Raw genomic sequence first — 13,511 nt, 5'->3', positions numbered from 1 at the left:
ATCGAGGGTAGCAGCTAATTCGTGAGCAAGTTGCATAAAAAATCCTATGACCTGTGATCATAGGATTCTGATCTCATTTTACCGATCGTCAAGCTTTTTATTACTTAACTGATCGGCATTACTCATTACGAGCCTTTTTTTATATTTGCTGATTAGTATTTAGCAGCTTGGCCTTCTTTAGGTAATGCCGCCTTTATAAACTCACGTAAGTCGGTATTAGAGCTCTCTAAATCCGCATGGCGTAAGTACATCATATGTCCGCTTCTGTAGCCTTTAAAGCTTAAGCGGTCTTGCATTTTGCCACTTGGGTCTAACTGCCATAACGTATATTTAGCATCAAAGTAGTTAGTTGCACCGTCATAATAACCCGATTGAATCATTACCTTTAAATACGGGTTTTGCGCCATAGCTAAACGCAAGTTTTCGCCGGTGTTATTACCGCTTCTATCCCATGGGTGCACATTACCAAACAGGTTATATTTAATATCTGTTTTATAATTTAGCTCTTCACGTAAGTAATGATTAATAGCGGGTGTGAAAGAGTGTAACCACGACGTGAGTTCTGCCCAGTAATCAGGCGACTCGCCCGCATCGCGTTTATCAATACCTAAATAACGCGAGTCTAAGCGTCCTACCATTTGGCCGCGATCACGTAATAACTCTTTCCAAAAAAACTGCGTTGGAATATCTAAGTTATTTTGCTCTACAAAGGTTTCAGAAAGCCCAGCATATTGCGCCATTTTTTTAATTATGCGGCGCTTTTCATCATCTGCAATAAAGCCGCCTTTAGCCAGTGCGGGGATCAGTTCGTTAATTGTAAACTGCTCAACTTCAGGCAGTAACTCGTCTAGGTCTTTAGCTTGTAAGTTGGCATTTAATGCTTTGTGATACCAAGCTGTAGCGGCAAAGTAAGGCAGGCGGTTAGCTGCTTTAATTGGGCCGTCGCGCTTAATGCCAATATCGGTTGGTGAAACCAATACTACGCCGTTAATGTACATCCATTGGCTATTTTGCAGTTCATGGGCAAGGCCCGATACACGTGTTGTACCGTAGCTTTCGCCAATTAAAAACTTAGGAGAGCGCCAGCGCTCGTTTCTGTTTACAAAGGTATTAAGCCACTCAGCGAGGTACTTAATATCGGCTTTTACGCCAAAAAACTGCTCTTTTTGTTCAGCTTTAGAGAGTAATTTACCGTCTTTATCTTCAACTACCCGAGAGTAGCCGGTGTTTACCGGATTTACATATACAATATCGGCAATGTCGAGCACTGAGTAAGGGTTGTCTTTAACCCCATATGGTTGAATAGGGTAGCCTTCATCATCAATTTTTAATACGCGAGGGCCAGTATAAGCAAGGTGCATCCAAACCGATGCCGAGCCAGGGCCGCCATTAAACGAAATAAGCAAAGGGCGCTTTGCTCTGTCATCTACCTTATCGCGGGTGTAGTAAGTATATTGCAAGGTTGCTATAGCATCGCCTTTGTCATCCCAAACAGGTTGCGTACCGGTTGCAACCGTATATGAAAAGCGCTGATTATTAATTTTTGCTTTGTGCTCAGTAACCACTTTGCTGTCGATATCAATACGACGCTGGTTATTATCGGCAAAGGAGGCACTACTAAGTGTTAAGGCAATGGCGGCAATAGGTAAAAAAATACTTTGGCTAAACTTCATGAATGACCCTTTTTTATTGTTAATGTTCTATTAAAAGAAATATTCAGTAAAAAAACAAAAGTATTGAGACTAGTTGCCGATAATAGTGGTTGAGTAAATAGAATGTGTAAAAACTTAGCTTTTAACGCTTTGTATCGCTCTTTATTTCGATCGTAATGAAAGTAATGTATATTCGCATCTATTTATAAATAGCAGCTTAAATAAGTGAGATTTACTTTAAAAAAATAGTGGCAAACCGACAGGGTGTGTAATTTGCTTTTTAATAAATTTAAAATCTCATTAAAGGCTTTAAATTTATGATGAACATATGGTTATAAAACAAGTAATCAAATTAGAAGTAAAGAGAAGCCCTATGCAAAGACTGTTGATAGTTGAAGATAGTAAAGTAGTACAACAAGTCCTTCGCCATATATCTGCACAGTATCTTGATGTTGCCATTGATTTTGCTTGGTCTTTATCTGAGTGTAAGGAGTTTGTAAGTAAGCACAGCTATACACTAGCCTTAGTTGATTTAACGCTCCCCGACGCACCAAATGGTGAGGTGGCCAAATATACCTTATTAAAAGGTATTCCTACTGTGGTGCTTACTTCTAAGATGGATGAGTACAAGCGCCTGCAAATGTTAGAATTAGGCGTAATTGATTATGTGATAAAAGATAACCGTGACTCATATAATTACGCTATAAAATTAGTTGCACAGCTGTTGCGTAACCAAGGCTGTAAAGCATTAATAGCCGACGACTCGGTTTTAAGTCGTACTTTAATGAAGCAAATGCTAGAAAAACAATTATTTGCAGTCAGTGAGGCGCACGATGGACGCCAAGCATTAGATATGCTCAAAAACGATGCTGAAATTAAATTACTCATGACAGACTATGCAATGCCAACAATGGATGGTTTTGAATTAGTTAAAGCGGTGAGAAACTTTAGAGGCCGTGATGACTTAGCAATTATTGGGTTATCAGGCGCGAGTAAGCATGGTTTATCGGCGCGATTTATTAAATATGGTGCTAATGATTTTTTAACTAAACCTTTTATGAATGAAGAGTTTCATTGTCGTGTATTGCAAACCATGGAGCAGTTATCGTTAATTGCAGACATTAAAGAAAGTGCTTTTCGAGATCATCTTACCGGGCTTTATAATCGTCGTTACTTTTATCAGTATGCTGAAAAACTACTCAAAAATAAAAATCAGAAAAATAGCTTAGTGTTACTCGATATAGATTTTTTTAAAGCAATAAACGATGAATTTGGGCATGACGGCGGCGATCAGGCACTTAAACAAGTGAGTAATTTAATCCGTACTTCATTTTCTAACAGTACAGTGGCACGTATTGGCGGTGAAGAGTTTGCAATTATATTAACGCAAGTAGAAGTTGAACAAGCCGAGAAGTGTTTAAATTTATTTATACAAAAGTTCGCAAGTTACGACTTTACTATCAGTGATAAAACCTTATCAATAACAGCAAGTATAGGCCTAGCCGAATTTCAAAATACCAATTTAACCGCTGCTATGCGTGTTGCCGATAGAGCTTTGTATCAAGCTAAGGATCAAGGGCGCAATTGTGTGGTTTTAAATAGTACTTTGCAGCTAGCAGAGGTTACAGCTATACGTTGAGTTAAATACACACGCACCAATCAAGTATTATATATAAAAAAACGCACCTAATTGGTGCGTTTTTTTGTTTTAAATATAAAATATTTTTATAAGTTATTGTTTTTTATTGCCATATAAAAATGGCATAAAGCTTGGATTGTATTAACTAAGAAAAACAATAACGTGTCCTAAGGGGACTAAAATGAAAATGATTAGTGCAATCATCAAGCCATTTAAATTAGATGAAGTGCGTACAGCACTCGCTGATTTAGGCATAGAAGGGATGACAGTTGTTGATGTAAAAGGCTTTGGTCGACAACGTGGTCATACCGAATTGTATCGTGGGGCTGAATACCAAGTTGATTTTATTCCTAAAATTAAACTCGAAATTGCCACTCGTACTGAAAACTGCCAACGCGTAGTTGACTCAATTACGCAAGTTGCAGGCACCGGAAAAATAGGTGACGGTAAGATTTTTGTGTACGACCTAGATCAAATTGTTCGTATTCGTACGGGCGAACTTGATGAAGATGCACTTTAAGGGGGATTTATGGAAAGTACACTGATAGAACTAAAGTTTTCGCTCGACACCTTTTATTTTTTAATTTGTGGCATATTAGTAATGTGGATGGCCGCAGGGTTTGCCATGCTAGAAGCGGGTTTAGTACGCTCAAAAAACACCACAGAAATATTAACTAAAAATATCGCCTTGTATTCAATTGCATGCACCATGTTTTTACTCGTTGGTTACAATATTATGTATGTAGGGAATACCGAGGGAGGCATCATTCCTTCATTTGGTGGCTTAATTGGTACACAAGCCGCTGATGCTGATCACTCTCTAGAATCTGATTTTTTCTTTCAAGTTGTTTTTGTTGCCACGGCTATGTCTATTGTCTCGGGTGCGGTGGCTGAGCGCATGAAGTTGTGGGCATTTTTGGTGTTTACCTTGGTGTTAACTGGGCTTATATATCCTATTGAGGGTTACTGGACTTGGGGCTCTGGATTTTTATCGGCAATGGGTTTTGTTGACTTCGCGGGCTCAGCAATAGTGCATGCAACCGGCGCATCAGCGGCATTAGCTGGCGTATTATTACTGGGTGCACGTAAAGGAAAATATGGTAAAAATGGCGAAATATACCCAATTCCGGGGTCAAACTTGCCTTTGGCAACGTTAGGTACGTTTATTTTATGGATGGGCTGGTTTGGTTTTAACGGCGGCTCGCAGCTACTTATATCAGATGCAGAAAACGCGACTGCTGTAGGAAAGATTTTATTAAACACCAATGCTGCTGCTGCAATGGGGGCTGTTTCAGCACTATTTGTTTGTAAAGCATTATGGGGTAAAGCCGATTTAACTATGGTATTAAATGGCGCGTTAGCTGGGCTGGTTGTGATTACCGCCGATCCGCTTTCACCTTCACCATTGATGGCGTGTTTATTAGGGTTATTAGGCGGCTCATTAGTGGTATTTAGTATTGTTATACTTGATAAGGCAAAAATAGACGACCCAGTTGGCGCTATTTCTGTGCATGGCGTATGTGGAGTACTTGGTATTATGCTAGTACCTGTGACAAACGCCGAGGCAAACTTGGTAACTCAGTTAATAGGCTTGTTGTGTATTATTGGTTTTGTGTTTATTTCTTCGCTGCTGGTGTGGGCAATCTTAAAGCATACTATGGGCATTAGGGTTACCGAAGAAGAAGAGCTAAACGGTATGGATCAACACGATTGTGGCATTGACGCCTACCCAGAATTTGTATCGGTTCGTAGTAATTAAATTTAAGTTATTGTGTGTTGTCCAAAGCGCTACTTAGGTAGCGCTTTTTTATTTCAGGGGAGGTTAACTTTAGTGCTGCTAAGATGGGTTGTTAATTTACCTTATAATGGTGAACTAGTAGGTGACTATGCTAAGCTCACGTCCGTAAAATAAACCTTGGAATAAATTACATTTAAATGGCTGATAACAAAAAAACACCGACAGGTAAAACCCCCACAAAGCGCAGCGCTAAACCCTCTAAAAGTACACCGCGTAACGGCGCTAAAAAAAGTACAAAAAACAAATCATCAGTTGCTCAGCGATCTTTACTCAATAAACTATGGTCTATTTTTTGGAAACTTAGTTTAGCGACATTTATTGCTATGGCGCTTTATTTTATTTACCTCGATGCAAAAATAACTCGTCAATTTGAAGGTAATAAATGGCAGCTTCCTGCGCAAGTTTATGCACGCTCGATGGCGTTTTACCCCGGGCAGTTCTTATCAAGCCAAGAGGTTATTTGGGAGTTAGAGCGGCTAAACTACTCAGCCGTTAATAGGTTAAGTCGTACAGGGCAATATGTTAAAACTGCCAACAGCATTAAAATATATCGTCGCGATTTTGAATTTTATGACGCGCTAGAACAGGCGCATATAATTGAACTGCGTTTTGCAGGGCAAAAAGTGGCTAGTATTAAAGACAAGTTTGGTCGGCGTTTAAACAACGCTAGGCTGGAGCCGGTGCAAATAGCGCGTATAGGTAACGACTCTAAACAAGACCGTGAATTTGTACCGCTGGATAAATTTCCGGCAATGCTAAAAGACACGCTTTTAGTGGTTGAAGATCGTAATTTTTATCAGCACCACGGCGTATCGGTATTTTCTATTTTACGTGCGTTGTATAGTAATATTCGTGCTGGGCGAACAGTTCAGGGCGGCAGTACGCTAACGCAACAACTGGCTAAAAATATTTACTTAACCCGAGAGCGCTCACTTACACGAAAAATAAACGAAGCGTTTATTGCGCTTATTTTAGATTACCGTTATTCAAAAGATCAAATACTTGAAGCGTATTTAAATGAAGTATATTTAGGGCAGTCTTATAACCAAGGTGTACATGGTATGGGCTTGGCTGCTGAATTTTACTTTTCTAAACCAGTAGATGAGCTAGAGTACGATCAAATAGCGCTGCTGGTGGCTATGGTAAAAGGGCCGTCTTATTACAACCCACGTCGTTACGAAGAGCGCACAATGGAACGTCGTGACTTAGTGCTGCGCTTAATGGTTGAAGACAAACTTTTGAGTACTAATGAATACCGCGCTGCATTAAAACGTCCTTTGAATATAGCGCCAATGAAAGCCAGTTTACAAAAATCGTACCCAGGTTATTTAGAACTAGTAAATCGTGAACTCAAGCAGTTATTGCCCGATCAAAATGTGTTAGATGCCGGTGTTCGTGTGTTTACCTATTTTGACTTACAAAAACAAACGGCAATGGAAGAGTCGATTCAGGCAAGTTTGCCTTATTTAGAAAAACGCCCTAATACTCGCGCGCTTGAAGCGGCGATGATCTCAGTTAACGTAGAAAAAGGTGGCGTATCGGCATTAGTTTCTGGGCGCGATGTGCGTTATTCAGGCTTTAACCGAGTACTTGATACCAAACGTAATATTGGCTCATTAGTTAAGCCTGCAGTGTATTTAAGCGCGCTGCAGTTACCACATTATAACCTAGCCACTTTACTTGACGACTCACCGGTGCAAGTTACCAATGAGCAAGGTAAAGTATGGCAACCTGAAAACTACGATCGTCAATTTCGCGGAGCGATCCCGTTATACAAAGCTTTTAGTCGCAGTATAAATATACCTGCGGTAAATCTTGGCCTTGATGTAGGTGTAGATAAAGTTGCAAATACACTAAGAGGGTTAGGCGCGCAGGGAAGAATTAACGAATACCCATCGTTGTTATTGGGGGCACTTGAAATGTCTAGTTTTGAGGTAGCACAATTGTACACAACCATTGCTGCCGATGGCGAATATAGAAAGTTAACCGCTATTTCTGCGTTAACCGACTCAATAGGCAAAGTATTGTATAAGCATGAGGTGAAATCTGAGCCGCGTTTTGCTAAAGATGCCATGTACATGACAAAATACGCAATGAAACGAGTGACTAAAGATGGCACCGCAAAACGGTTAAACTTACACTTTCCGTCGATTCAACTTGCGGGTAAAACGGGCACTAGTAACGATTTACGCGATAGCTGGTTTGCCGGGTTTGATCAAAACACAGTGACCGTTGCTTGGCTAGGCCGAGATGATAACAAAAGTACCGGCTTAACCGGTAGTGTAGGGGCTTTAGAGACCTATATTCGTTATTTAAAACCGCTAAATCCCGAAGCGATAGCCGATACTCGTCCACCTTCAATTCGCTGGGCGTTTATTAACGAGCTAACGGGTAAACAAGCGCCACCAGGGTGCGGCAAAGTTATTCAGCTACCACTAAGAGCCAGTGAATTTGAACCAAGGCCGCAGTGTATTCGTTAAGCTGTTTTGAATAACTACAAGACATAAAAAAAGCCCGTTAGGGCTTTTTTTATTGGCTGAATAAAACTGATGTTTTACAGCTTAGCAAACGCGCGCTCTGCGGCTGCAATGGTATCTTTTATTTCTTGCTCGTTGTGCGCTGCACATACAAAGCCTGCTTCAAAAGCAGAGGGGGCTAAGTAAACACCTTCTTCAAGCATCAGGTGGAAAAAACGTTTAAAACGCTCTAAATCACACTCAGTAGCTTGTTTGTAAGTTGTTACTTTTTCAGCATCAGTAAAGAAAAAACCATACATGCCACCGGCGTAGTTAGTGGTTAATGCAATGCCTGCTTTTTTAGCACCGGCTTCAAAGCCTTCACAAATTGCTTTACTGGTTGCTTCTAGTTTTGCATGTAAGCCTGGCTCGCTTAATAACTCTAGCGATTTTAAACCTGCAGCCATGGCAATTGGGTTACCCGACAATGTACCCGCCTGATAAACTGGGCCAACCGGTGCAATATAATCCATAATTTCGGTTTTGCCGCCAAAAGCGCCCACTGGCATGCCGCCGCCAATTACTTTACCTAAACAGGTTAAGTCTGGTTTTATATTGTAGTAGGCTTGTGCGCCGCCAAGTGCAACTCGAAACCCGGTCATTACTTCGTCAAAAATAAGTACCGATTTGTATTCGTCACAAACGTCGCGCAAACCTTCTAAAAACCCCGGAACCGGTGGAATACAGTTCATGTTACCAGCAACAGGCTCAACAATAATGCATGCAATTTCGTCGGCATATTTAGCAAAAATAGCTTTCACTTCATCTAAATTATTAAACGATACAGTAAGCGTATGTTTTGCAAAATCTTCAGGAATGCCCGGCGAATTAGGCACGCCCATAGTCAATGCGCCAGAGCCCGCTTTAACTAATAATGAGTCGGCATGGCCGTGGTAACAGCCTTCAAATTTAAGTATTTTATCGCGGCCAGTAAAACCACGCGCTAAGCGAATAGCGCTCATAGTGGCTTCTGTGCCTGAGCTAACCATACGTACTTTTTCGATTGATGGTACTAGCTCTTTTACTTTTTCAGCCATTAAAATTTCGGCTTCGGTAGGCGCGCCATAACTTAGGCCGTTTTCTACCGCGTCGTGTACTGCTTGTTTAATTGCAGGGTGGTTATGGCCCATGATCATAGGGCCCCAAGAGCCAACATAATCGATATAGCGATTACCATCGGCGTCAAATGTAAACGCACCCTCAGCTTTAGTGATAAATAGCGGTGTGCCGCCTACACCATTAAAAGCACGTACTGGTGAATTTACGCCACCAGGAATAGAAGCTTGAGCGCGTGCAAATAAGTCTTGGCTAATTGTCATGAAAAATCCTATTGTTTTGTCACAAAAAAAGTGGGTTTAGCTATCGCGTTTGCGGCTAAACCAAGGTACGTCTACTTCATACTGCTCGACTTTGTTTTCTACGCCGAGGGTTAAAGCAAACAGTGCCATACGAATTAATACGCCATTTTGTACTTGGCGAAATATAGCTAAATTGTCATTTGCGTTTAAGTCGTTATCTAGCTCGTTGGCTTCTAGGCGACTATCGCGTGGTAGCGGATGCATTAACACTGAATTAGGTTTGCAATGTGCAGTGTAAATTGATTGACTAATTCTAAACCCACCACGGTATTTGTTGGCTTCTTCTTGCGAAGGAAAGCGCTCTTCTTGAATACGCGTTTGATAAACTATGTCGGCAGCTAAGTTACCTTCCATTTTGTTTACCAATTCAATTTTATGACCTGCATTATCTACTGCATCTAATATATAGCTAGGCATTTGTAGACCATCGGGTGCAACCATCGAGAATTTCACGTTTTTATAGTGGCATAATAGTTTTGATAAAGAGTGCACAGTGCGACCATATTTTAAATCGCCTACTAGCGCAATGTGCATACCATCTATGTTTTGCTCAAAACGGTTAAGCTCACGCTCAATGGTTAATAAATCGAGCAGTGCTTGAGTGGGGTGCTCGTTAGGGCCATCGCCACCATTAATCACAGGGATTGAGCAGCCTGTTGCAAATTCACTTACTGAACCTGCATCGGGGTGGCGCATAGCGACAGCATCGGCATACGCCGAAATAACACGGGCGGTGTCGTAAAGCGACTCGCCTTTAGCGAGCGCTGAGCTTTGCATGCCGGTTGTTTCGCGAACGAGTCCGCCGAGTAAGTTAAAAGCGGTGCCAAAGCTTACGCGTGTGCGTGTGCTAGGTTCAAAAAATAAGTTGGCTAAAATGGCACCTTCTAGCACGTTAGTACGCTTTTGTTTTTTAGCGTAGGGTTCCATTTTTTTAGCTACTGCAAATATACGTTCAATACAGTCTCTGTCGAGTTGATTAACTGAGAGTATATTTTCACCTTGGAAACTTAACATGGGGTTATTCCTACTTATTCAAAAAGGCGCGATAATCCTTAAAGGAGCACGCAATCGCGCATATTATAGCAAAGTTACTTAGCTAGTTGGCAGAGTAAATTACCTAGAAACATTTTATTATAAACTGGGTTTTATTACCGCCAGTGCCACTATTATTAATAGTGCTATAACGGGTAACTCATTAAAAATACGATAAAAACGGTCACTTTTAGTGTTACGGTCATGTTTAAAATCAGCTAAAAGCTTAAAACAGTAACCATGGTATAGGTATAAAATAATTACTAGCACTAGTTTATAATGCAACCACATGCTGTACTTAAACCAATCGCGGCCATATTCAACTATAGTGAGTACACCAAATACCGCGGTTAACACGGCAAACGGAGTGACAAAAAAAAGCAGCCTACGTTCCATTACTTTAAGCATAGAGTTGCATGCCCTTTCTTCGCTCATAGCGTGGTACACAAATAACCTTGGTAAGTAAAAAATACCGGCAAACCAGGCAATCATAAAAAATATATGCAAGGTTTTGTAAATTAATAATGCGCTCATATTACCCTCATTTAAATTAAAGTAAGCTGTTACGAATGGTTAAAATATGATGGATTTGATCCCAACGTAGTAATCCCATAATTTGTTGATTATCTAATAAGTTATATACATACAATGCGCCACTGCGCTTATCATTTAATAGCTCAAAGGCATCAGCTAAAGTGGCTTGGCTGCTAATACCGGCCAAACTAATATAGCTAAGGTTAGTTACTTGATCCGACATTAAACTCAAGTCATATTCAGCCAATCGGTAACCATTTTCTTCATCAAATACAATTAATGGGGTTTGGCTGTCCATCGCATCAAGGGTGTTTTTTATTTGCTGTTTATCGTCGGAGTAAAGCAACTTAAAGTCTTCATCCATTTCATCCATTACCCCTACTTTTTGTAGTGCCTCAGTAGCGGGAGATACCTGGTAAGGTAACTCTTGAAAATCCAGCTGTTGTAAAAATATCGAGCGATTACCAAACACTTGCAGCGCGGTAACATAAGCGGTGGTAATAACTATCATTGCAGGCACTATTATTTCTGGAGACGAAGTGAGCTCCATCACTGTGGTTAAAGCCGCAAGCGGTGCATGCAGCGTTGCTGCTAATAATCCTGCCATGCCAAGTACACCATAAGTGCCTGCTATATCTGTACCTGGGCTAATAAACTGGGCAAAAAAGGCCATTAAAGTACCAATTAAAACCCCCAGCCCTATAACCGGTCCAATTAAACCACCGGGAATACCCAAACCTATCGCAAATAATGTGGCGAGTAACTTAGCAATTAAAATAGTAGTTAATAATTGCATGTCTTCAGGGGATTCAACCGCAATAGTAATTGCACTCATACCCGACCCCATAGCTTGGGGGACGGTATACGCAATTAAGCTGGCAATACAGCCAGCAATAAGTAAGCGAGGAAACATGCTAAGTGGTTTAAACGTTTTAATAATTAACATTAAGTTTTGATTAAAACTATAGGCTATTGCGCCCAGCGCCATGCCACACAATATTAAGTACGGGTAATGCCAGCCACTTAGCGGTGCAATGCTTATAAGTGCTAACTCTGAGCCTTCGCCAAATACAAATTGGGTTGCTAAAGCGCCAGTAACAGCTGCAAGCATAATTGGCACAAATATATGTACTTTATATTCTCGAAGTACTACTTCCATTACAAAAATAACCGCTGCTAACGGCGTGTTAAACGAGGCGGCAATACCAGCTGCAATGCCACAGCCACTAAGGGTACGCATGGCGTTATGAGGTAAGTGCAATTTAGTTGCTAAGATACTTGCCCCAGTTGCACCTAAATGCACCGAAGGCCCTTCGCGTCCCACCGAAAAGCCGCTGATGAGAGCCAATGCACCACCAACAAATTGGTTTAGGGTGTTATATATTGGCATTTGCCCGTAATGGCGTTTAATACGGTGAATTACAAACGGAATACCCAAGCGATAATGTTTAAAGCCAGTAAAAGCCGCAAAAAGCGCAATTAAGAGTGCCGCAATAAGGGGCATTAATACGCGTTCTAAAGTGGGGAGGGTGGTAAAGTCGTCGGGAGTTTCTAAAAATATACTTTGAAAAAAAAGAATCGTTAAGCGAAATAAAATAATAAAAAATGCAGCTATTAATCCGGCACTTACGCCTAATAAGCATAATTGTACGGATGTTTTAGGTTTGGCTAATCGACGCCTGAGTTGCTCAAGCCACATGCTTTATTTCCCCGCAGCATTTTTCAGCGGTCATTTTAGCAAAAGCCACTCGCTAAGTCGTTGTGATTTTGTAAAATAATTACATTTATAGAAAAGTTAACGTTAAAATACGCAAATAAGCGATGCTGGACTCAATATTTAGGTTTAGTTTGCTACTAACAGCAGCGAGTGCCTGCAACCTTTATCTTACTATACTTGATTAAAACACTCGGGTATTAGATAATCACGGCATTACGATATTGAGGGTTTTAAAATGTCTGAAGAATTACCAATTAAGTTCACTGACGCGGCAGCCGATCGTGTTAAACAGTTAATCGATGAAGAAGAAAATCCAGAACTTAAATTACGCGTATATGTAACGGGTGGTGGTTGTTCTGGTTTTCAGTACGGTTTTACCTTTGATGAAAAGGCCAATCCAGGTGATTTAGAAATCGTCAAAAATGGCGTGATGCTGGTGGTTGATCCGATGAGTTTACAATATTTAGTAGACGGTGAAGTTGATTACACTGAAGGATTAGAAGGCGCACGCTTTTTTGTAACTAATCCTCATGCAACTACAACCTGTGGTTGTGGTTCAAGCTTTACTATTTAACAAGGGTCTGTTGAACTTTCAAGGTTAAATTTGCAGCAGTCTGTTTGGTGTTTAGGCAAGGCAGAGCCTATGTGGTGTGGTTATTCCCCATAAATAGGCGATAACGTAGCATCAATGCCAAACAGGCGCTGCCCGAAGGGTTCTGCCTAGGGGCAATTAACTCTTTGTTGCTCGGTTTTTACTTAGCCCACTAGGTTACAAACCTAGCGCCGCGATTAAATTGCCCCTAGTTGGAACAAATATTAACCCGCAAAGGTCAACAAACCCTGGGTAAACAATAAAATATTAAAGCCGCTTTTGCGGCTTTTTTAATGCCTAAAATTCGCTAGGAGTGAATTCGGTTATTTGCATCATTAATATAAAAAAGCCAAGTACAAAAGTAGAAAACGCGAGTATATATACAAAGCCTCTTTTGCCTTTTTTAATAGGCACACCATGGTGGCGAAGAAAAAAACACCAGCCTAAGCACAGTATAATAGGAAGTAAAAAAAGTAGCCTGAACATTATTTAGCCTTTTAGGGTGCTCGTTATTGATTAAGCATAAACATGTAACACTAAAATGGAACAAAATTGTTACAAATATTTATTAATGGTTTAAGCTATCTATTCAGGCTTGGTAAATATATATTCATTATTTAACCTGTGCCGAATGTAATTAGCCATTTTACCAATGAGTTAATAGTATACAATA

At 40.6% G+C, this 13,511-nt stretch carries 11 protein-coding genes; 5 read left to right on the top strand and 6 right to left on the bottom strand.

What is annotated here, in order from left to right; genetic code table 11:
• Positions 1–152 precede the first annotated feature (152 nt).
• Positions 153–1,673, bottom strand: a complete 1,521-nt coding sequence (locus H5079_RS17725) for a S10 family peptidase (protein WP_011328917.1) — start codon at positions 1,671–1,673, stop codon at positions 153–155.
• Between the two features lie 352 nt (positions 1,674–2,025).
• Here H5079_RS17725 and H5079_RS17720 point away from each other — a divergent pair, with 352 nt between their 5' ends.
• From H5079_RS17720 to mrcB, 4 genes are all read left to right on the top strand, one after another.
• The gene (locus H5079_RS17720) at positions 2,026–3,291 is read left to right on the top strand and encodes a diguanylate cyclase (protein ID WP_182684583.1); all 1,266 of its coding nucleotides are present in this window, start codon (positions 2,026–2,028) and stop codon (positions 3,289–3,291) included.
• A gap of 181 nt (positions 3,292–3,472) precedes the next feature.
• Positions 3,473–3,811, top strand: a complete 339-nt coding sequence (locus tag H5079_RS17715; protein WP_011328915.1) for a P-II family nitrogen regulator — start codon at positions 3,473–3,475, stop codon at positions 3,809–3,811.
• 9 nt (positions 3,812–3,820) lie between these two features.
• On the top strand, positions 3,821–5,050 hold the full coding sequence (locus H5079_RS17710; RefSeq protein ID WP_011328914.1) for an ammonium transporter: 1,230 nt from the start codon (positions 3,821–3,823) through the stop codon (positions 5,048–5,050).
• Between the two features lie 176 nt (positions 5,051–5,226).
• Positions 5,227–7,569 (top strand): penicillin-binding protein 1B, encoded by a 2,343-nt coding sequence (mrcB, locus tag H5079_RS17705; protein WP_182684582.1) that lies wholly within the window; start codon positions 5,227–5,229, stop codon positions 7,567–7,569.
• A 74-nt stretch (positions 7,570–7,643) separates the two neighbouring features.
• Here mrcB and hemL read toward each other — a convergent pair whose 3' ends face one another.
• The 4 genes from hemL to H5079_RS17685 all read right to left on the bottom strand — a co-directional run bounded on the left by hemL (position 7,644) and on the right by H5079_RS17685 (position 12,228).
• Positions 7,644–8,924: a glutamate-1-semialdehyde 2,1-aminomutase gene (gene hemL, locus H5079_RS17700; protein ID WP_011328912.1), complete on the bottom strand. Its 1,281-nt coding sequence runs from the start codon at positions 8,922–8,924 to the stop codon at positions 7,644–7,646.
• Positions 8,925–8,960: 36 nt separating this feature from the next.
• A complete protein-coding gene (locus H5079_RS17695) occupies positions 8,961–9,977 on the bottom strand; it encodes an aspartate carbamoyltransferase (protein WP_011328911.1) in 1,017 nt (338 codons plus the stop codon).
• Positions 9,978–10,094: 117 nt separating this feature from the next.
• On the bottom strand, positions 10,095–10,529 hold the full coding sequence (locus tag H5079_RS17690) for a CopD family protein (protein WP_011328910.1): 435 nt from the start codon (positions 10,527–10,529) through the stop codon (positions 10,095–10,097).
• Positions 10,530–10,545: 16 nt separating this feature from the next.
• Positions 10,546–12,228, bottom strand: coding sequence for a chloride channel protein (locus H5079_RS17685; RefSeq protein WP_182684581.1), 1,683 nt, complete (start codon positions 12,226–12,228; stop codon positions 10,546–10,548).
• Positions 12,229–12,481: 253 nt separating this feature from the next.
• On the opposite strand from H5079_RS17685, the gene erpA reads away from it, so the two are divergent.
• On the top strand, positions 12,482–12,820 hold the full coding sequence (erpA, locus tag H5079_RS17680; protein WP_011328908.1) for an iron-sulfur cluster insertion protein ErpA: 339 nt from the start codon (positions 12,482–12,484) through the stop codon (positions 12,818–12,820).
• A gap of 315 nt (positions 12,821–13,135) precedes the next feature.
• Here the strand turns inward: erpA and H5079_RS18465 are convergent, their stop codons facing one another.
• Entirely contained in the window at positions 13,136–13,324 is a 189-nt protein-coding gene (locus tag H5079_RS18465) for a hypothetical protein (RefSeq protein WP_011328907.1), read from the bottom strand.
• Positions 13,325–13,511: the final 187 nt, after the last annotated feature.

It is taken from the genome of Pseudoalteromonas sp. SG44-5, from assembly GCF_014164175.1.
Lineage (GTDB): Bacteria > Pseudomonadota > Gammaproteobacteria > Enterobacterales > Alteromonadaceae > Pseudoalteromonas > Pseudoalteromonas nigrifaciens.
This window is presented reverse-complemented; position numbering and strand designations above follow the sequence as displayed.

What these genes read in the sequence shown, in the direction of transcription:
- H5079_RS17725 (WP_011328917.1), bottom strand. Translation starts at nt 1,673, where the DNA reads ATGAAGTTTAGCCAAAGTATTTTTTTACCTATTGCCGCCATTGCCTTA.
- H5079_RS17720 (WP_182684583.1), top strand. Translation starts at nt 2,026, where the DNA reads ATGCAAAGACTGTTGATAGTTGAAGATAGTAAAGTAGTACAACAAGTC.
- H5079_RS17715 (WP_011328915.1), top strand. Translation starts at nt 3,473, where the DNA reads ATGAAAATGATTAGTGCAATCATCAAGCCATTTAAATTAGATGAAGTG.
- H5079_RS17710 (WP_011328914.1), top strand. Translation starts at nt 3,821, where the DNA reads ATGGAAAGTACACTGATAGAACTAAAGTTTTCGCTCGACACCTTTTAT.
- mrcB (WP_182684582.1), top strand. Translation starts at nt 5,227, where the DNA reads ATGGCTGATAACAAAAAAACACCGACAGGTAAAACCCCCACAAAGCGC.
- hemL (WP_011328912.1), bottom strand. Translation starts at nt 8,924, where the DNA reads ATGACAATTAGCCAAGACTTATTTGCACGCGCTCAAGCTTCTATTCCT.
- H5079_RS17695 (WP_011328911.1), bottom strand. Translation starts at nt 9,977, where the DNA reads ATGTTAAGTTTCCAAGGTGAAAATATACTCTCAGTTAATCAACTCGAC.
- H5079_RS17690 (WP_011328910.1), bottom strand. Translation starts at nt 10,529, where the DNA reads ATGAGCGCATTATTAATTTACAAAACCTTGCATATATTTTTTATGATT.
- H5079_RS17685 (WP_182684581.1), bottom strand. Translation starts at nt 12,228, where the DNA reads ATGTGGCTTGAGCAACTCAGGCGTCGATTAGCCAAACCTAAAACATCC.
- erpA (WP_011328908.1), top strand. Translation starts at nt 12,482, where the DNA reads ATGTCTGAAGAATTACCAATTAAGTTCACTGACGCGGCAGCCGATCGT.
- H5079_RS18465 (WP_011328907.1), bottom strand. Translation starts at nt 13,324, where the DNA reads ATGTTCAGGCTACTTTTTTTACTTCCTATTATACTGTGCTTAGGCTGG.